At 67.2% G+C, this 16,699-nt stretch carries 18 protein-coding genes, 1 pseudogene and 1 riboswitch; of the genes and pseudogenes, 3 read left to right on the forward strand and 16 right to left on the reverse strand.

Features of this window, described 5'->3' with window-relative positions; genetic code table 11:
- From Q0L89_RS14515 to Q0L89_RS14540, 6 genes and pseudogenes are all read right to left on the reverse strand, one after another.
- A pseudogene (locus Q0L89_RS14515) lies at window positions 1-259 on the reverse strand (MotA/TolQ/ExbB proton channel family protein); the annotation flags it as partial.
- On the reverse strand, window positions 259-951 hold the full coding sequence (locus tag Q0L89_RS14520; protein ID WP_296766544.1) for an adenosylcobinamide amidohydrolase: 693 nt from the start codon (window positions 949-951) through the stop codon (window positions 259-261). The pseudogene Q0L89_RS14515 and the gene Q0L89_RS14520, both read right to left, overlap by 1 nt.
- A complete protein-coding gene (locus Q0L89_RS14525; protein WP_296766546.1) occupies window positions 948-1,706 on the reverse strand; it encodes an ABC transporter ATP-binding protein in 759 nt (252 codons plus the stop codon). Before Q0L89_RS14525 ends, Q0L89_RS14520 begins: the two co-directional genes overlap by 4 nt.
- On the reverse strand, window positions 1,703-2,683 hold the full coding sequence (locus tag Q0L89_RS14530; protein ID WP_296766602.1) for an iron ABC transporter permease: 981 nt from the start codon (window positions 2,681-2,683) through the stop codon (window positions 1,703-1,705). Before Q0L89_RS14530 ends, Q0L89_RS14525 begins: the two co-directional genes overlap by 4 nt.
- On the reverse strand, window positions 2,683-3,537 hold the full coding sequence (locus Q0L89_RS14535; protein WP_296766548.1) for an ABC transporter substrate-binding protein: 855 nt from the start codon (window positions 3,535-3,537) through the stop codon (window positions 2,683-2,685). The genes Q0L89_RS14530 and Q0L89_RS14535 overlap by 1 nt, the downstream gene beginning before the upstream one ends.
- Window positions 3,524-5,341 (reverse strand): TonB-dependent siderophore receptor, encoded by a 1,818-nt coding sequence (locus Q0L89_RS14540; RefSeq protein WP_296766550.1) that lies wholly within the window; start codon window positions 5,339-5,341, stop codon window positions 3,524-3,526. The genes Q0L89_RS14535 and Q0L89_RS14540 overlap by 14 nt, the downstream gene beginning before the upstream one ends.
- 146 nt (window positions 5,342-5,487) lie before the next feature.
- Window positions 5,488-5,682, reverse strand: a riboswitch (cobalamin riboswitch).
- Window positions 5,683-5,834: 152 nt separating this feature from the next.
- On the opposite strand from Q0L89_RS14540, the gene Q0L89_RS14545 reads away from it, so the two are divergent.
- Window positions 5,835-6,554 carry an NYN domain-containing protein gene (locus Q0L89_RS14545; protein WP_296766553.1) on the forward strand — a complete coding sequence of 240 codons (720 nt, stop codon included), beginning with the start codon at window positions 5,835-5,837 and terminating at the stop codon, window positions 6,552-6,554.
- Between the two features lie 6 nt (window positions 6,555-6,560).
- Here Q0L89_RS14545 and Q0L89_RS14550 read toward each other — a convergent pair whose 3' ends face one another.
- Entirely contained in the window at window positions 6,561-7,178 is a 618-nt protein-coding gene (locus Q0L89_RS14550) for a TetR/AcrR family transcriptional regulator (protein ID WP_296766555.1), read from the reverse strand.
- Between the two features lie 139 nt (window positions 7,179-7,317).
- On the opposite strand from Q0L89_RS14550, the gene mbfA reads away from it, so the two are divergent.
- Window positions 7,318-8,292, forward strand: a complete 975-nt coding sequence (gene mbfA / locus Q0L89_RS14555) for an iron exporter MbfA (RefSeq protein WP_296766557.1) — start codon at window positions 7,318-7,320, stop codon at window positions 8,290-8,292.
- Between the two features lie 17 nt (window positions 8,293-8,309).
- Here mbfA and Q0L89_RS14560 read toward each other — a convergent pair whose 3' ends face one another.
- The gene (locus Q0L89_RS14560; protein ID WP_296766605.1) at window positions 8,310-8,642 is read right to left on the reverse strand and encodes a hypothetical protein; all 333 of its coding nucleotides are present in this window, start codon (window positions 8,640-8,642) and stop codon (window positions 8,310-8,312) included.
- Between the two features lie 75 nt (window positions 8,643-8,717).
- Entirely contained in the window at window positions 8,718-9,545 is an 828-nt protein-coding gene (gene dapD, locus Q0L89_RS14565; RefSeq protein WP_296766559.1) for a 2,3,4,5-tetrahydropyridine-2,6-dicarboxylate N-succinyltransferase, read from the reverse strand.
- Between the two features lie 183 nt (window positions 9,546-9,728).
- On the opposite strand from dapD, the gene Q0L89_RS14570 reads away from it, so the two are divergent.
- Window positions 9,729-10,574, forward strand: coding sequence for an LOG family protein (locus Q0L89_RS14570; RefSeq protein ID WP_296766562.1), 846 nt, complete (start codon window positions 9,729-9,731; stop codon window positions 10,572-10,574).
- Window positions 10,575-10,581: 7 nt separating this feature from the next.
- Here Q0L89_RS14570 and Q0L89_RS14575 read toward each other — a convergent pair whose 3' ends face one another.
- From Q0L89_RS14575 to serB, 7 genes are all read right to left on the reverse strand, one after another.
- Complete coding sequence (locus Q0L89_RS14575) at window positions 10,582-10,794, reverse strand: hypothetical protein (protein WP_296766564.1); 213 nt, start codon at window positions 10,792-10,794, stop codon at window positions 10,582-10,584.
- 116 nt (window positions 10,795-10,910) lie between these two features.
- Window positions 10,911-11,624 (reverse strand): gamma-glutamyl-gamma-aminobutyrate hydrolase family protein, encoded by a 714-nt coding sequence (locus Q0L89_RS14580; protein WP_296766566.1) that lies wholly within the window; start codon window positions 11,622-11,624, stop codon window positions 10,911-10,913.
- Window positions 11,621-12,595: an amidoligase family protein gene (locus Q0L89_RS14585; RefSeq protein ID WP_296766568.1), complete on the reverse strand. Its 975-nt coding sequence runs from the start codon at window positions 12,593-12,595 to the stop codon at window positions 11,621-11,623. The genes Q0L89_RS14580 and Q0L89_RS14585 overlap by 4 nt, the downstream gene beginning before the upstream one ends.
- 26 nt (window positions 12,596-12,621) lie before the next feature.
- Entirely contained in the window at window positions 12,622-13,806 is a 1,185-nt protein-coding gene (rlmN, locus tag Q0L89_RS14590; RefSeq protein WP_296766570.1) for a 23S rRNA (adenine(2503)-C(2))-methyltransferase RlmN, read from the reverse strand.
- Window positions 13,807-13,911: 105 nt separating this feature from the next.
- Complete coding sequence (locus Q0L89_RS14595) at window positions 13,912-14,442, reverse strand: invasion associated locus B family protein (RefSeq protein ID WP_296766573.1); 531 nt, start codon at window positions 14,440-14,442, stop codon at window positions 13,912-13,914.
- A 234-nt stretch (window positions 14,443-14,676) separates the two neighbouring features.
- Window positions 14,677-15,528, reverse strand: coding sequence for an isochorismatase family protein (locus Q0L89_RS14600; RefSeq protein WP_296766576.1), 852 nt, complete (start codon window positions 15,526-15,528; stop codon window positions 14,677-14,679).
- Window positions 15,529-15,754: 226 nt separating this feature from the next.
- On the reverse strand, window positions 15,755-16,630 hold the full coding sequence (gene serB, locus Q0L89_RS14605) for a phosphoserine phosphatase SerB (protein WP_296766578.1): 876 nt from the start codon (window positions 16,628-16,630) through the stop codon (window positions 15,755-15,757).
- Window positions 16,631-16,699 lie beyond the last annotated feature (69 nt).

The following is a 16,699-nucleotide window of genomic DNA, read 5'->3' on the forward strand; positions in this document are numbered from 1 at the left end:
CCGCCGCGCGCATCGCCGCCAGCGCCAGCCGCGCGCGCAGTCCACTGCGCCCCTCAAGCGCCGCCTGCGCCGCCGCGTCATCGTGCCGGGACCACAGATCGACCGCCCGCGCGGTGGCGTGGCCCGCCCAGGCGCCAAGCCGCAACAGGCGCAGCAGCTTCCACAGGATCAGCGCCAGCGTCAGCACCGACAGCGCGGCAATCACCCACAGCGCCGGCCCGCCTTTTTGCAGGAACCCCAACAGCGCATCCGTTTCCATCACATCGCCCCCTTGATCGGTGCCGCCGCGCCATCATGGCGGCGCACATGGGTCATCCAGTCTTGCGTGCCCGCCAGCACCGCGTCGTATACGGCGCGGCCGACGGCCTCGCCCGTGTCTGTATGCAGCCCGGCATAGTTCATGAGGCCGGATGGCGCAGCCACGGCGATGCAGTCGGTGCCGGTGCCGGTGGCCCGCCCGGTGGGCAGGTCCGGCCCCGCCGCGATTACCGCGGCGGTGCGCGCCTGCGTGGCGATGCTCAGCGCCTCGACCAGCGCCGCCTCTGACAGGCCGCCGCCAGCCGGCTCGATCACCACGGCGATGTTGATGGTGCCCCAGTCGTGGCCGGCCCGGTCCATCCGGGTGCCCACGCGCTCGGCATTTGACAGGCCCACCGTGGCGACCGCGCGGGCTTCGACGGCACCCATGCGCACGCTGCGATCCACGTAGGCGCGCACGTCGCGCGAGGTCAGGAACGCCACCGCGTCGCCCGCCCCCCGCGCGGCCAGTTCACCCTGCAGCCACGCCACAGCGTCCAGCTCTTCGGGCAGATCGGCGTTGCGCACCTCGCGCCACGCGATGCGCCGCGCCGTCACCATGCCGGGCCGGTTCACCGCCCAGCTGAGCACCCGCATCGGCGTGCCCAGGTCAAGGCACAGCCAGGGCCGCTCAAGCGTCAGGTGCGCGGTCATCCGATCACCTCCAGCGGCTGGAATACCGGCCCGTGCGGTGTGCGCTCGAACCACGCGTTGACATGGAACACCCGCGCCAGGTTGTCGGGCGTCAGAACGTCGCCCGGCGGCCCGTCGGCGACAAGCCCGCCCTCGCCCATCAGCATGAGCCGCGTGCAATGGCGTGCCGCCAGCCCCAGATCGTGCAGCGACGCGATCACCGCGCGTCCCTCGGCCGCCAGCCCGGCGAACACCTGCATGGTCGAAATCTGGTTGGCCGGGTCCAGACCGGCGATGGGCTCGTCCGCCATCAGCAGCGGCGTGTCCTGCGCCAGCGCCCGCGCGATCAGAACCCGCGCCTGTTCGCCGCCCGACAGCCGCGTCGCGGTGCGCCGGCGCATGTCGTCGAGCCCCATCGCCGACAGCGCCGCATCCACATGTGCCTGATCGCGGGCCGACAGCGGCCGCCCGACAGGCAGATGCGGCACCCGGCCAAGGGCCACCAGCGCCTCGACGCTGACCGGCCAGGCGATGTCGCGCGCCTGGGGCATCCACGCCACCAGGCGGGCGCGTTCCGCCGCCCCGTGATCAAGCAGCGACGAATGCCCCCGCGCCGCCACCAGCCCCAGCGCGGCGCGCATCAGCGTCGTCTTGCCGGCGCCGTTGGGGCCGATGAGGCCGACGAACTCCCCGGCCTCGACCCGGGCGTTGACCCCGGTGAAGATGTCGCGCCCGCGCAGGCTGACAGACAGATCGTCAAGCGCCAGCAGGGTCATGGCAGTTCCCTCCGGGTCTTGTAGATCAGGTGCAGAAACAGGGGCGCACCCACCAGCGCCGTCAGCACGCCCAGCTTCAGGTCGCGCTCGGGCAGGATCAGCCGCACTGCCAGGTCGGCCGCCAGCACCATCACCGCGCCGCCCAGCCCAGATGCCCACAGCAGCCGCGATGGCCGCGCGCCCACCAGCGGGCGCAGGATATGCGGCACCACCAGCCCGACAAAGCCGATGGCGCCCGCAACCGCCGTCGCCGCGCCGACAACGCAGGCGGTGCCGATAACCAGCACAAGCCGCATCCGCGACAGGCGCACGCCCATCGACGCCGCCGCGTCCTCGCCCAGCGTCAGCGCGTCCAGCCCCCGGCCCAGCGGCAGCAGCAGCACCCAACCCGCCAGCATCAGTGGCAGCGCCAGCCCCACATGGCTTATCGAGCGGTCGGCCAGCGAGCCCATCATCCAGAACACGATCTCGTTGGCGGCGAACGGGTTGGACGACAGATTCAGCACCAGCGATGTCAGCGCCGCCGCCATCGACGAGATGGCGATCCCGGCCAGGATCAGCGTCAGCGACGACCCGCGCGGCCCGGCCAGCGCGATCACCAGCATCACGCCAGCCAGCGCGCCGGCCAGCGCCGCCAGCGGCAGGCCGAATGCCCACGCCGCCGACAGCCCCGTGTGAATGGCCAGCACCGCGCCCAGCGCCGCCGACCCCGACACCCCGATCAGCCCCGGCTCGGCCAGCGGGTTGCGCAGGTAGCCTTGCATCGCCGCCCCCGACAGCCCGAGGCTGAGGCCGATCATCACCGCCAGCAGGGCGCGCGGCAGGCGGATCTCGCGCATCACCAGGGGCACCGGCCCGTCACCGCCCATGACCAGGGCGCGCAGCCCCTCGACCGCGCCGATCCGCGCCGGGCCTACCAGCAGCGAGGCGATGAACAGCGCCGCCACCAGCGCGGCAAGGGTGACGAACAGCCGCATCATCGCGCGCCCTCCAACGCCTTGCGGCGCAGCCCGCCCAGGTCATGAACAGCGCGCAGCACGTAAGGCGTGCCGCAAATCCAGTCGCGGTCATGCACGTTGGCCGATGGCCGGGTGCGCCTGAGAATCTCTACCGCAGGGTGATCCAGGATCGCCTCGGACCGCGTCTCGCCGGAATAGGAGGTGCCGGAAATCAGCACCTCGGGCGCATGCATCACCAGTTGTTCCAGCGCCATCACCTGCCCGCCACTGATCCCGGCGCGGGTGGCGGTGTTGGAAAACCCCGCCGCCAGCAGGATCTGCCCGGCAAGCGTCTTGTCGCCCACCGTATAGCCGTTGGCGTAATACAGCGCCGCCTCGGGCCGCTGCCGCACCGTGGCGCGCAGCTCCGCCAGCCGCGCCTCGAACCGCGCGGCGGCGAGCGCACCGGCGTCGGCACGGCCCAACAGCCGCCCCATTCGTTCCAGCACCGCGCCGATGTCTTCCATCGATCGGGCGGCTGCAAAGACCTCGACCCGGATGCCCAGCCGGCGCAGCATCGCGACGCTGGCGCGCGACGAATGGCGTCCTGCCAGCACCAGGTCGGGGCGCAGGGCATGAACCTCCTCGGCACGGGCATGGTTGATGGTGTAGCTCCGCGCCTGATCCACCATGGCCGAGGCACGCGGGTCCACCGCCAGGTTTGACACCGACACCAATTGCCCCTCCCCGGCCAGCATCATCGCCAACTGGTCGGTGCACAGGTTCATCGACACCACCCGGCGCGGTGCCTCATCGGCCCGCACCGGTGCGGTGCTGGCGGCCAGCGCAAGGCCGGCCGCCACCACAAGCGATATGACCCTAGAACGACGCACGGAGCCCGAAATAGGCCGCGCGGCCCGACTGGTTGAACCCTGCCGCGGTCTGGTAGTCGGCGTCGGTCAGGTTCTCGACGCGCAGGTAGACCTCGGCGCTGTCGGTCACGGCATAGGCGGCGCCCAGGTGCACCAGCGTGTAATCCGCCATCGCCTGCGACGGGAACCCGTCATCGGGCCGGTCGGCGACGTGGTTCACAGCGAGGTCGCCGCGCAGGCCCCAATCCGTCCGCCCCGACACGCCCACCGTCAGGTCGTGCCGCGGCGTGCGCGCCAGCCGTCCACCGCCCGGTGTGCGCGTGTCCGACAGGGTGTAGCTGCCGTAAAGGTCCACCGCCCCGCCTAGCGGCGCCTGCGCGGCCAGTTCCAGGCCGCGGGTGCGGGTGACACCCGGCACCTGCGCGAAGCTCGACGTCACAAAGCTGTAGTCGATCAGGTTGTCGATCTCGGTATGAAACAGCGTCGCCTTGAGCATCGCATCGCCGGCAAACCGCTTTTCGAGGCTCAGCTCGTAGCTTTCGCTGGTCTCCGCATCAAGGTTCGGATTGCCGAACGGGCCGAACAGTTCATAAAGCGACGGCGCACGAAACCCGGTGCCGGCCACGGCGCGCAGGGTCATGTCATCGGCAAACCGCCAGGCCAGCGCCGCGCGGCCCGAAGTGCGGCCGCCGAAATCCTCGTGCTCGTCGCGGCGCAGGGCCAGCGACAGGTCGATATCGTCGCGCGGCGCGTAGCTCAGCTCGGCAAACCCGGCAACTTCCGAGGTCTCGGCGCGCGTCGCGTCCAGCCGCGCGCTCTCTTCGGTCCATTCGGCGCCAAAGCTCAGGTCGGTACGCGCGCCCAGCGCCGTGTGCCCGGCATAATCCGCCTTGGTGCGCTGTCCCAGAAAGCGGTTGGTGAACGGACTGCCGGCGTCCAGCCTGTCGTTTTCGAACCGCTGGATGCTGAACTCGTGGTCGATGCGGTCGCCGGCGTACTCGGCAAAGACACGTGCGCCGCGCCGGGTCTGGTCGATGTCGCCGCTGGGGTCGGTGGCCGAACGATCGAACTGCGTGGTGCCGTCGGAATACAGCGCCGCAAATCCCAGCGTCAGCCGGTCGGTCACCGCGTGGCGTGCGTTCAGGCGCAGATCGGTCTGTTCCAATCCGTCCTTTTCGGTGTCGCTGTCGCGGTTCGAAAACCCGTCCGTCACGACCCGCGACATGCTCAGCGTTACCTCGCCATCCTCGGTGGCGTTGCTCAGCGTCAGCGCCCCCAGCGCGGTTCCATAGCGCCCCGCCTCGGCGGTGATCCGCCCCGAAAAGCCCAGTTTCTCGGGGCGACGCGAAGCGATGTCGATCACGCCGCCCACCGCCTCGGAGCCGTGGATCGCCGATTGCGATCCCTTGAGCAACTCGATCCGGCCCAGCCCGGCATTGATCAACCCGCCGAAATCGAACGCGGTCTGCGTGCTCGACGGGTCCGACACGTCGATGCCGTCGATCCGCACGGCGATGTATTTCGACCCCAGCCCGCGAATGCGCAGCGTGGTGGTCGCACCGATGCCGCCATTGCGCGACAGGGTGACACCGGGCAGCAGGCTCAGCGTGTTGGCGGTGTCGATCTGGCCGTCGTCGATCTCGCGCTGGCCCAGCACCTCGACGCTGGCACCGGTGCGCGACAGTTCGGTGTCGCTCTGGCCGGCCAGGACGGTAATCTCGTCCAGGTCCATGACCTGCGCCTGTGCCATCATCGGCGCAGTGCCCAGCATCAGGGCGGCAATAGGGGAAACCGTGAAGATCGGGAAACGGGAAAGCCGTGTCATTCGCGTGGTCCTTTCCTCGCACGGGCCGTTCGCGGCCCGTACTGCGGGGTTTGACAATATGCCCGGAAAGGTCTGCGCGGCCTGCCCGGACGGTTCGGGTGCCACCACAACGGAAAAAACCGTTGCCCATGACGCCCACCGCGCCCGGACAGGGTGATCGTTCTGGCAGGTCTCCTGACTCGCGGGTCGGGGCTCCACCGGGCCTTCCCGTCATGTGGTCATGACAGTGGCCGTTGCCGGTGTCGCTCGCCGCTTACAGTTGCGGGGGCAGTCACGGAATTTCACCGCGTTCCCTTTTCACCGGACGCGCATGCGCCCGAACCAGAACACGAGTGGCCTAGCGCGGCGCCCGGCGCCGGTCAAGCCCCGCGAAGGCCGCTCAAGTCATACGGTTTCACCGTACCAGGCGTCCGTTTTCGCCCTTCCGGCGCCGTGCGCCCTTTCGCTTGCCGCGCGATTCGGGCACAACGGCGGCAAGGAAAGGGTCAAGACAATGCAGAACCAACGCCCGCCGCTTCTGGCCGTGCTGATCGACGCCGACAACACGTCGCCGAAATGGACCAAGGCCGTCTTCGACGAGATCGCCGCCATGGGCGAGGCCAGCGTGCGCCGCTGCTACGGCGATTTCTCGTCCCAGCAGATGAGCGGCTGGAACAAGGTGCAGGCCGAGTTCGGCCTGGTGCCCCATCACCAGCCGGCCAACACGGTAGGCAAGAACGCCAGCGACACCGCCCTGGTAATCGACGCGATGGACCTGATGCATTCGGGCCGCTTCGACGCTTTCGTGCTGGTCAGTTCCGACAGCGATTTCACCCGCCTGGCCAGCCGCATCCGTGAACAGGGGCTCGACGTGTTCGGCATCGGCGCGCAAAAGACACCCGAGGCGTTTCGAAAAGCCTGCAAACGGTTCATTTTCCTTGAAAACCTCGAAGGCGCGCCAAGCTCGGATAAGCCCGCGACAAAGACCGAAAAGGCCGCAACCGGCGACCTCAACGAAGCACGCGACTTGATCCTCAAGGCGATGGACAGCATCGACCAAGACGACGACTGGTACGCGCTTGGCCCACTGGGGCAGTTCATCACCACCGCCAACCCCGATTTCGACACTCGCAGCTACGGCCACAAGAAGCTCAGCGATCTGGTCTCGGCCATCAAGGTGCTGGAAACCAAGCGCGGCACCGGCAACCAGATACTGGTGCGTCGGCTGGACTGACCCGGCTCAGGCGCCGTAGCGGGCAAGAAATGTCCAGGTCGCCTCGTCGGCGACGCGGGCGATCTCGGCCTCGTCGAAATCCTGTTGAATGCCGAACATCGCGCGCGGCCACAGCGTGGCCTTGCACAGTTCCGCGAACTGATCCGCCGCCATGTCGACATCCTCGATCGCCAATTCCCCGCGCCCGCCAGCCGCCTGCAGGTACTCGCCCAGCCGTCGGCGCCCCATCATCGGACCGCTTTCATAGAAGGCGCGCCCCAGTTCCGGGAACCGGTCGGCCTCGGCGACGCAGATGCGAAACACCCGCTGCGAGAACTCCGACAGCAGAAAGCTCAGCAATTGCCGCGCCGCCTCGGCCAGCACGTCGCGCGGGGGGCGGCCGGTGTCGATCAGGCGCAACGCCGATTCGGCCTGCTGGTTGCACTCGGATCGGATGACCTCGCAGAACAACTCGCGCTTGTCGGGGAAATAGCTATAGATCGTGGCCTTCGAGACCCCGGCCACGGCGGCAATCTTGTCGACCGAGGCGGAGCCGAACCCGTCCGACAGGAATACCTGCCGCGCCCCTGCGAGCACCTGATCAAACTTGCGACCGCGGTGAATCCGTGCTTGATGCTTGGTCATGCCTCCCCCGGCGTTGCCGCAGCATTACCGGGCTGCACGCGGCGCGACAAGGTGCCCCAAGCGGCGGCCCAGAAAAAGAAAGCGTTGCACGCCATTCAGATTTTCATATCTTAGAATCGTTATAACAAGCGAGGTGAGCATGCGCTTTTTCACCCAACGCCGCCATTTCCGCGATCTCAACGAACAGGAAGTGCTCGCGCTGGCGATCTCGTCGGAAGAGGACGACGCCCGCATTTACCGCAGCTATGCCCAGATGCTGCGCGACGACTACCCCGATTCGGCGCGCGTGTTCGAAGACATGGCAAGCGAGGAAGACACCCACCGCCAAAGCCTGATCGAGTTGCACAAGGCACGCTTCGGCGACACCATACCGCTGATCCGGCGCGAACATGTGGCCGGATACTACGCGCGCCGGCCGGTCTGGCTGATTGAAAACCTCGGCATCGAGCGCATCCGCGCCGAGGCCGAGGCCATGGAACGCGACGCCGAGCACTTCTACCGCACCGCTGCCGCGCGCACCTCGGACGCGGCCACGCGCAAGCTTCTGGGCGATCTCGCCGCCGCCGAGGCGGGCCACCAGACCACCGCGGGTGAACTCGAAGAGCAGCACCTCGACGATGACACCCGCGCCGCCGAAGACCGACAAGCGCACCGGCAGTTCATTCTGACATGGGTGCAGCCGGGGCTCGCGGGACTGATGGACGGGTCGGTTTCGACGCTCGCGCCGATCTTCGCCACCGCCTTCGCCACTCAGGATACCTGGACGACGTTCCTCGTGGGGCTCGCGGCGTCGGTGGGCGCGGGTATCTCGATGGGCTTTACCGAGGCGGCCTCGGACGACGGCGAGCTGTCGGGGCGCGGTTCGCCGCTCAAGCGCGGAATCGCGTCGGGGGTGATGACCACGCTGGGCGGTCTGGGCCACGCGCTGCCCTACCTGATCCCCGATTTCTGGACCGCGACGACCCTCGCCTTCGCCATCGTGTTCATCGAGCTGTGGGCGATCGCCTGGATCCAGAACCGGTTCATGCAAACGCCGTTCCTGCGCGCCGCCTTCCAGGTGGTGCTGGGCGGGGCGCTGGTGTTCGCGGCGGGGGTGCTGATCGGCAGCGGGTAACGGAACGCAGGCGCCGGCTAGTCGAAATGCGGCGTGACCTGCGCGACGATCACGGCGTTTTCCTCCAGCGCGCGGCGCATCAGCGCATGCTCGTCCTCGTCGATCTCATGTCCCTGCGCGGCGCGTTCCTCGGCGGTGCCATAGCCGGTCACGTCCAGCGGCGCCTGGTCGGCCTGCTTGAGAATCGCGACCGTCTCGCGCACTGCCTCGGCCTCGTCCACGCCCGAGGCATAGCACATCAGCGCCGCGCCGGTGGCATCCTCGGGCAGCCCGTCGCCCTGCTTGCGGCCAAGTTCCACCAATAGGGTATAGACCTGCTGGCGGCTTTCCTTCTCGTTCTTGCCGGCCATCGCATCCGCCTTCATCTTGCCGAAAGTACTCAACCCGGCATGCCGCCCCAACACGGACGCCCCGCCCGGTATGGGTCAATCGCGCAGCAACTCGTTGATCGAGGTCTTGGCGCGGGTTTGCGCGTCGACCCGTTTCACGATCACCGCGCAATAGAGGTTGAGGTTGTTCTTGGTGGGCATCGAGCCGGAGACGACGACCGACCCGGCCGGCACCTCGCCCATGAACACCTCGCCGGTTTCGCGGTCGACGATCTTGGTGGACTTGCCGATATAGACGCCCATGCCCAGGACCGAGCCCTCGCGCACGATACAGCCCTCGACCACCTCGGAGCGGGCACCGATGAAGCAGTTGTCCTCGATGATCGTGGGGCCGGCCTGCATCGGCTCCAGCACGCCGCCGATACCGACGCCGCCCGACAGATGCACGCCCTTGCCGATCTGTGCGCAGGAACCGACAGTGGCCCATGTATCCACCATCGTGCCTTCGTCCACGTAGGCGCCAAGGTTCACGAAGGATGGCATCAGCACTACGCCCGGTGCGATATGGGCGGACCGGCGCACGATGCAATTGGGCACGGCGCGGAAACCCGCGGCGCGCCATTCCCGGTCGCCCCAGCCCTTGAACTTGCTGTCGACCTTGTCCCACCAGCGGCCGCCCTGCGGACCACCGTCTTGCTGTTCCATGTCACGCAGGCGGAATCCCAGCAGCACGGCCTTCTTGGCCCATTGGTTGACGTGCCATTCGCCGGCATCATCGCGCTCGGCCACGCGCAGCTTGCCGGCGTCGAGCGCGTCCAGCGTGGCCTCGATGGCCTCGCGGGTCTCGCCGCCCGTGGCGGGGGTTATCTGGTCGCGCGCGTCCCATGCGGCTTCGATCGCGGTTTCGAGGTCGGTGTTGGACATCCGGGCGCTCTCCCTGTCTTGCGTGTTGCATGCCGAGCCTCGCCTATAAGCCCTTGGCGCGCGTCCCGCAATGCGGCGCCGCGTCGACCCGCGGCGACATCGCGCCGGGCGATCCGGCTTTCGCTGGCCTTGGCGCGCATCGGACGCTAGGGAGAGGCGACTGCGCAATCAAGGGAGTCGAAAGTGACCAGCAAGGATCGCAGCGGCGTGTTCCGCGATGCCCACAGCGATATCGAAACCGCCCACGATGTGCCCGATACGCCGCAGACGCGCGCGCCCTCGTACCGGCTGGCCTTTGTCGACGACGACTTTCTCAGCCGCGCCGAGCTGCGCCCGGTGCGCCTGCAACTCGAACTGCTCAAGCCGCAGATGGTGATGGACGAATACGGCATCGAAAGCACGGTGGTGCTGATGGGCGGTGCCCGCATTCCCCGGCCCGAGGACAAGGCAAGCGCACGCACGCAGGCGCTGGCGGAGTTGTCACATTACTACGACGAGGCGCGCGAGTTTTCGCGGCTGATGACGCTGCGCGGCATCGGGTCGGCGCGCCACCGCAACGTCATCTGCACCGGCGGTGGCCCGGGCGTCATGGAAGCCGGCAACCGCGGCGCAGCCGATGCGGGCGGCATCTCGATCGGGCTCAACATCGTGTTGCCACATGAACAGGCGCCCAACGAGTTCATCACACCGGACTTGTGCTTCAACTTCCACTACTTCGCGATCCGCAAGATGCATTTTCTGATGCGTGCGAACGCGGTATGCATGTTTCCCGGCGGCTTCGGCACCCTCGACGAGATGTTCGAAAGCCTCACCCTGATTCAGACCGAACGCATGCGCCGGGTGCCGTTCCTGCTGTTCGGCGAAGATTTCTGGCGCCGGATCATCAACTGGGACGCGCTGGCCGAGGCCGGCACCATCAGCGACGAAGACCTGGCGCTGTTCCAGTTCGTCGAGACCGCGGCCGAGGCGGTCGAGATCATCGACCGCTGGAGCGAGGCCAACCCCGCGCCCGGGAGCACACTGGGCTGAGCGCCGGTCAGGCCGCCGCCTGCCCGGGCAGGCGGCACAGTTCTTCGCCGCCCAGAACCGAGGTCACGCAATAGCCCCGGTCGGTTTCGGTCAGCCGGTAGCCGTAGCCGGCCAGCCGGTGCTTCCACTCGCGCGAGGAAACGGCCTTGCCGCGCTCGCGCAGAACGAAGTCGCGGATGTCGTCGGCGTTGAATTCGCCGTAAGAGATGTCGTCGAACATTGGGTGCCCTCCTGCATCATTGTTTCGATACAGGCAGGCTGCACCGCAACAGTGGCAACAATTCATCCCGATTGCGGCAATTGAGCGGCCTTGCGTAAACAATTGGCCGGGGCGCGTCAGCTATCGGCCTGCACCGCGGCAAGCTGCGCGCGCTTGTCGGCATGGGCGCGCGCGGCCCGGACAAGGGCGCGGAAAAGCGCCTGCTGGCGGCGGGCATAAAACAGGTGCTCGGGGTGCCACTGCACGCCGATGGCAAACGGGTCGCTGACGCGCTCGATCGCCTGAATCATGCCACCGCGGTCACGGGCCGCCACGCGCAGGCCCGCGCCAAGGCGGTCCACCGCCTGGCTGTGCAGGGCGTTGACTGTCATCGGCTCGGGGCCGGTCAGGTCTGCCAGCAGGGTGTCGGGCACCAGATGCACGATCTTGCGCGGCAGGACCGTCCAGCGCCGGTCGCTGGCGGTATAGGTGCCATAGGCATCCTGGTGCAGCGTGCCGCCCAGGGCCACGTTCATCATCTGGCTCCCCCGGCAGATGCCCAGAACCGGCATGCCGGCCGCGTTGGCCTCTTGCACCAGACGCCGTTCCAGCGCGTCGCGGTCGTGGTCCAGTCGCGCGGACGTGATCAGCCGCCCGCCATAGAGATCGGGCGAGATGTCGTCGCCGCCGCCGATCACCAGCCCGTCGACCTCTCCGATGTCCGGCTGCCTGTAGCCCGGGCTCCAGCGCCGGGCCCAACCGCCGGCGATGAAGATATTCAGCGCGATCAGGGGAAAGATGCGCCAGCCCGACCGCCGCGATACCGAGACACCGATCACCGGACGGGTCATGCCGGGGGCGTGCCCGCGTCATCGAGCCCGGCACGGCACAGGATGGCACCGGCGCGGTCGGCCCAGCTTTGCCGCAACAGGGTCAACGCGCCGTGATCGTCCAGCCATGCATCCGACAACGCGCCCAAAAGGGCACTGTCGGCGGCGACCCTTTCGACGGTGACCCAACGCTGCCATTCCTGCGCGACCGACCAGCGCGGGTTGTCGATCCGGCTGTCGGGCAGGCGGAAATGGAAGGCGGGCCGCGCCGACACCAACCGCGGCAGCTTGTCGGCAAGCCGGTCCCCGCGCAGGTGCGCGAATACCGGCAGCATGTCGAGCCCGCGATTGCGCGTCGGTGTGCGTTGCAGGTAGACGTCGATCACCCGCGAAAGCGTCGCATCGGGGCCCAGCGCGATCAGATCGCGCACGAAATCGGTCGGGTACGGGTCGGAAAAGGGCAGCACGCGGCGCGATTCGTCTATGGGGTTGGCGCTGCGCATCCAGTCCTCGATCAGGGCATAGGCCAGCAGCGGGCGCACAATGTCGGCATCGCGTTCCGACGCGATCTCGATGTTCAGGTGCAGCCCGAAACCGAACAGCCACCCGCCTTCGCTGCCCAGGGCGCCGGCCTCGCGCAGCGCGGCGCAAAGACGATCTGTCTCGCGCAGCCCGTCCATATCGAGCGGCTCGGTCACGACCTCGACCGGGACGACCTCGCGCCCCAGCTCCAGCGCAAGATCGCGCAGCTTGCTGCGTTCGGCCTTGCGCAAAAAGATGTCGAGATAGACCTCGATCTTGCCGATGCGCGAGCCCGTGACCGTCCAGAACGGGCCGTCGCCCTGTTCGGCCCGCCCGCCCAGTGTTTCGGTGCAAACCTCGGCAACACGCGCCTCGGTCAGGCCGCCAAGCTCGATCTCGACCCCGGTGCGGCGCGGCTCGCCATCGGCGTTGAGAGGCTGCGGCAACGGGGCAAAATCCTGGCCTTGCATCTGGGTCGTCCCTGAACGGGCGCGCGTTACCGCGATAGCCCGCTTTCGGCCTCGATCTCGCGTTTCGACTTGCGCGCGCGTTCGGTGGCGGATTTGAGCTGCCCGCAGGCGGCCATGATATCTTCGCCGCGAGGTGTGCGGATGGGGCTGGCATAGCCGGCCTTGTAGATGATGTCGGCAAAGGCGCGGATGCGGTTGTTGGACGAACGCCGATAGGGCGCGCCAGGCCATTCGTTGAACGGGATCAGGTTGATCTTGGCGGGAATGCCCGCGATCAGCCTGACCAGGCGGCGGGCGTCCTCGTCGCTGTCGTTGACACCGTCAAGCATCACGTACTCGAACGTGATTCGTTCGGAATTCGATACCTTGGGATACTCGCGCAACACGTCGAGCAGCGTTTCGATGTTCCAGCGCCGGTTGATCGGCACCAGTTTGTCACGCACCTCGTCGGTGGTGGCATGGAAACTGACGGCCAGCAGGCAGCCGATCTCGCGCGCGGTGCGGGCGATCTCGGGCACCACGCCGCTGGTCGACAGGGTGATGCGGCGGCGCGACAGGCTGATGCCCTCGCCATCCATCGCGATCTTCATCGCGTCGCGGACGTTCTCGAAATTGTATAGTGGCTCGCCCATGCCCATCAGCACGACGTTGGACAACAGCCGCGTCTCATCCTTCGGGGCGCCGGGTTCGGGCCATTCGCCAAGATCGTCACGCGCCATCATGATCTGGCCGACGATTTCACCGGCGGTCAGGTTGCGCACCAGTTTCTGCGTGCCGGTATGGCAGAACGAACAGGTCAGCGTGCAGCCCACCTGGGATGACACGCACAGGGTGCCGCGCCCCTCCTCGGGGATATAGACAACCTCCACCTCGTGGCCGCCCGCGATGCGAACCAGGTACTTGCGGGTGCCGTCGGTGCTGAGCTGGCGGCTGACCAGTTCCGGGATCTCGATGACGAAATGCTCGGCCAGTTGGGCGCGATAGGCCTTGGCCAGGTTGGTCATCGCCGCGAAATCGCGCACGCCCCACTGGTAGATCCACTGCCATATCTGCCCGACGCGCATCTTCGCCTGCCGCTCGGGCGTGCCCATGGCGACGAGCGCGTCGCGCATCTGGTCGCGCGTCATGCCGACGAGGTTCACCCGCCCCTCCTGCGCAAGGGTGCGGGGCAACGTCATCACGTCCTGGGTTATCGGGGCCTTGGCCGTCATCGCGCGTTCATCCGTGGTTACCGAACCGCCCCCATACACGAACGGCGGGGCGGGACACAAGCCAAGCCTGCCCGCCCGTCACCCGCATCAGAGGTGCTCCGTCCCTTACTTACAGCGTTTCTCGGCCTCTTCCAGGGCGGCGGTGAACCCCAGCAGCGAGAATTCGTCCTCGGTCTTGGTTCCGCGGGTGGACCTTGCCGTGAGCGTCGCCTTGGTGCCGGCCTTCATCGCGGCGATGATCTCGGCATCGTCGTCGGGGGTGGCGGGCCAGGCCCACTCGCCCTCGGTGAACAGGTCGAAGTCAGCCCCGTCAACGTCCAGGGTCACGGTCGACCCGTTGGCGAACGGATAGCCGCCAGTGAAAGTGATCTGCCCGTCGACATCGGCTGCAGGGCGGTAGAACACCATCAGCAATATCTCGCCCCGGCGCACCGAAACAACGCGCCCGTCGCGGGTGTTGACGGTTTTCTTGGGCGAAGAGACCGCCCAGCATTCCTTGGGGTCGGCGTCCTCGAAAACGCTCCAATCCGTCTTGGCGGCGACCTGGTTGTCGCTTTCTTCCTGCGCGGCGACGCCCGTCGCCGCCAGCAGCGCCATCAATGCGCCGGCCACGCCACCTGCCACTCGTGATACCATTGTCCAGCCTCCAGCCGTCCTTGCCTCAATCCCGAAGGCCCGCCCTGCCTGTTCCGGCAGCTTGCGACGGGCCGCTTGCTTCTCGACATTGCTACATTAGCCTGAAACCTGCCATCGGCGAAAGAGCGATTGGCGAAATTCCGCAGGCTTGCCGGAAGGAAGCCCCCATTATCCGGCTGGGCAAGACATGGCGCAAGTCTTGGCTTGAAATAGTATGCGGCACACGCGACCGGATCAATCTTCCTTGCGCCCGTCAGGGAAGCGCGTACCTTTCACTGCGCCCGGCGCGCCGGTAACAAAATCGTTTTCCATGTAGGCCACGACCTCTTCGGTTGAGAGAACGTTGGCGACGGTGCTGTTGGCCACGGTCAATGCCGTTTCCTGATTGGCCGTCGCGGTGGCGACGGCATCACGGACCACCACAACGTCGTAGCCGCGCGAGTTTCCGGCATAAGCGGTGCTAAGAACGCACTCATCCGTCCACAAGCCGACAATCACGATGGTGTCGATGTCATGGGCCTTCAGCTTCGTGTCCAGGTAAGACGCGCCGTCCTCATCGAACGTCCAGAACATGTCCAGATGCTTGCCATGGTAGAACCAGCCATCGGCCACCTCTTCATCGGTCGGCGCTATTTCGGCCAATGGCTCCAGACCGGGGGCGCCGGTGAATATATAGGCCGCGTTCTCGGTGGCGTCGGGGCGCAAGCCTCTGGGCCCGTACCAGCGATCCATGGCGTTCGAAATTCCGTCGTCAAAGCGGCGGCTCCAGGCGCTCCACGCGATCTGAACGCCGTCGCTGCCAGACCGGGCATTTCGGAAGGCATCCAGGATTTTCTCCATGTTGGGCAGAATACCACCCGCATAGGCGCGGTACTCTTCCTGGCAATCATCCAGAAGCAGGGCGATCCGACGCGGCCGGTCTTTCAGATCCCACGACGCCCAGAAGGATACGGGGGTTTCGTTCGGGCCACCCGGTGTCTTGCTGAAATTCGGCATCGGCTCCAGCGCAAGCTTCATGTCGCGGTGTTTGCGTGGCTTCTGGAGCGCTTCTTTCAATGTCGGAATGTCGGTCGCTTCGTGGGTCATGATAATCCTCGATCCAATTCCGCCGTGCTGATCCATATGTGATCACGCGCGATTATCTATCAAGGAAATTTCCGGGGAATGGGGTGGATGTGCGGGGCTTCGCGACCGCACACAGATCGCCCCGAACCGCACGCCATGCTGCATCCGGGCCGGTTCAAACGCACACTGCGTGTAGTGACAGAACGACCCAGGCACGCATCATTGCCAATGTCAGAGCCTGGGCCCTTCACCCCGCGAATTCGTCGCGGCGGTAGCCCTGGATGAACAACAGCGCGCTCAGGTCGCCGTGGTTGATGCGGATGTCGCTTTGTGCCGCGACGGTGGGCTTGGCGTGGAGCGCCACGCCGGTGCCGGCGCGCCCGAGCATCCCGAGGTCGTTGGCGCCGTCGCCCACGGCGATCGCGTCGGCCTCGGATATATCCAGGTGCCGGGTGACGCGGGCCAGCGTCTCGATCTTGGCCTCGCGGCCCAGGATGGGGTGCGCCACCTCTCCGGTCAGGCGGCCGTCCTCGGCCAGCAGGATGTTGGCGTGCGTCTCGTCGAAGCCCAGCCACCGCCCGACCTGCCGGGTGAAGGCGGTGAACCCGCCCGAGACCAGCACCGTGTAGCCGCCCATGGCCTTCATCGTCGCCACCAGCTCCCGTCCGCCGGGGGCCAGCGTGATACGCGTATTCAGCACCCGGTCAATCACCGATTCGTCGAGGCCCTTCAGCAGCGCCACGCGCGCGGTCAGCGCCTGTTCGAAATCCAGTTCGCCGTTCATGGCGCGCGCCGTGATGCCGGCGACATGCGCGCCCACCCCGGCCTCGTCGGCCAACTCGTCGATGCATTCCTGCCCGATCATGGTGCTGTCCATGTCGGCAATCAGCATCGCCTTGCGCCGCCCCCCGGCGGGTTGGATCACCAGGTCGACGCCGCGGCGCTGCCATGTCTCCCACGCCGACCAGCGGTCGTCGGGCAAGTCCGGCACCGGGAACTCCGCCGCCTCGCCGGGCGACAGCCAGGCGATATCGCCGCCCTGCCAGGCATCGCGCTGCGCGGCCACGGCATGGTCGGTCAGGTGCGGCTCGTCGGGGTTGGTCAGAAGGGTGGCAATGTACATGGCAAGGGTCCGGTCAAAGCTGCGCAACGTCGCATTTGAACATTCAACCGGCGCTATAGCGACATTTTG

The organism is Sediminimonas sp. (genome assembly GCF_024637375.1).
In the GTDB taxonomy this organism is placed as follows: domain Bacteria; phylum Pseudomonadota; class Alphaproteobacteria; order Rhodobacterales; family Rhodobacteraceae; genus Sediminimonas.

Coding starts and splice junctions, on each gene's coding strand:
- Q0L89_RS14520 (WP_296766544.1), bottom strand. CDS start 951: ATGACCGCGCACCTGACGCTTGAGCGGCCCTGGCTGTGCCTTGACCTG.
- Q0L89_RS14525 (WP_296766546.1), bottom strand. CDS start 1,706: ATGACCCTGCTGGCGCTTGACGATCTGTCTGTCAGCCTGCGCGGGCGC.
- Q0L89_RS14530 (WP_296766602.1), bottom strand. CDS start 2,683: ATGCGGCTGTTCGTCACCCTTGCCGCGCTGGTGGCGGCGCTGTTCATC.
- Q0L89_RS14540 (WP_296766550.1), bottom strand. CDS start 5,341: ATGACACGGCTTTCCCGTTTCCCGATCTTCACGGTTTCCCCTATTGCC.
- Q0L89_RS14545 (WP_296766553.1), top strand. CDS start 5,835: ATGCAGAACCAACGCCCGCCGCTTCTGGCCGTGCTGATCGACGCCGAC.
- Q0L89_RS14550 (WP_296766555.1), bottom strand. CDS start 7,178: ATGACCAAGCATCAAGCACGGATTCACCGCGGTCGCAAGTTTGATCAG.
- mbfA (WP_296766557.1), top strand. CDS start 7,318: ATGCGCTTTTTCACCCAACGCCGCCATTTCCGCGATCTCAACGAACAG.
- Q0L89_RS14560 (WP_296766605.1), bottom strand. CDS start 8,642: ATGGCCGGCAAGAACGAGAAGGAAAGCCGCCAGCAGGTCTATACCCTA.
- dapD (WP_296766559.1), bottom strand. CDS start 9,545: ATGTCCAACACCGACCTCGAAACCGCGATCGAAGCCGCATGGGACGCG.
- Q0L89_RS14575 (WP_296766564.1), bottom strand. CDS start 10,794: ATGTTCGACGACATCTCTTACGGCGAATTCAACGCCGACGACATCCGC.
- Q0L89_RS14580 (WP_296766566.1), bottom strand. CDS start 11,624: ATGACCCGTCCGGTGATCGGTGTCTCGGTATCGCGGCGGTCGGGCTGG.
- Q0L89_RS14585 (WP_296766568.1), bottom strand. CDS start 12,595: ATGCAAGGCCAGGATTTTGCCCCGTTGCCGCAGCCTCTCAACGCCGAT.
- rlmN (WP_296766570.1), bottom strand. CDS start 13,806: ATGACGGCCAAGGCCCCGATAACCCAGGACGTGATGACGTTGCCCCGC.
- Q0L89_RS14595 (WP_296766573.1), bottom strand. CDS start 14,442: ATGGTATCACGAGTGGCAGGTGGCGTGGCCGGCGCATTGATGGCGCTG.
- Q0L89_RS14600 (WP_296766576.1), bottom strand. CDS start 15,528: ATGACCCACGAAGCGACCGACATTCCGACATTGAAAGAAGCGCTCCAG.
- serB (WP_296766578.1), bottom strand. CDS start 16,630: ATGTACATTGCCACCCTTCTGACCAACCCCGACGAGCCGCACCTGACC.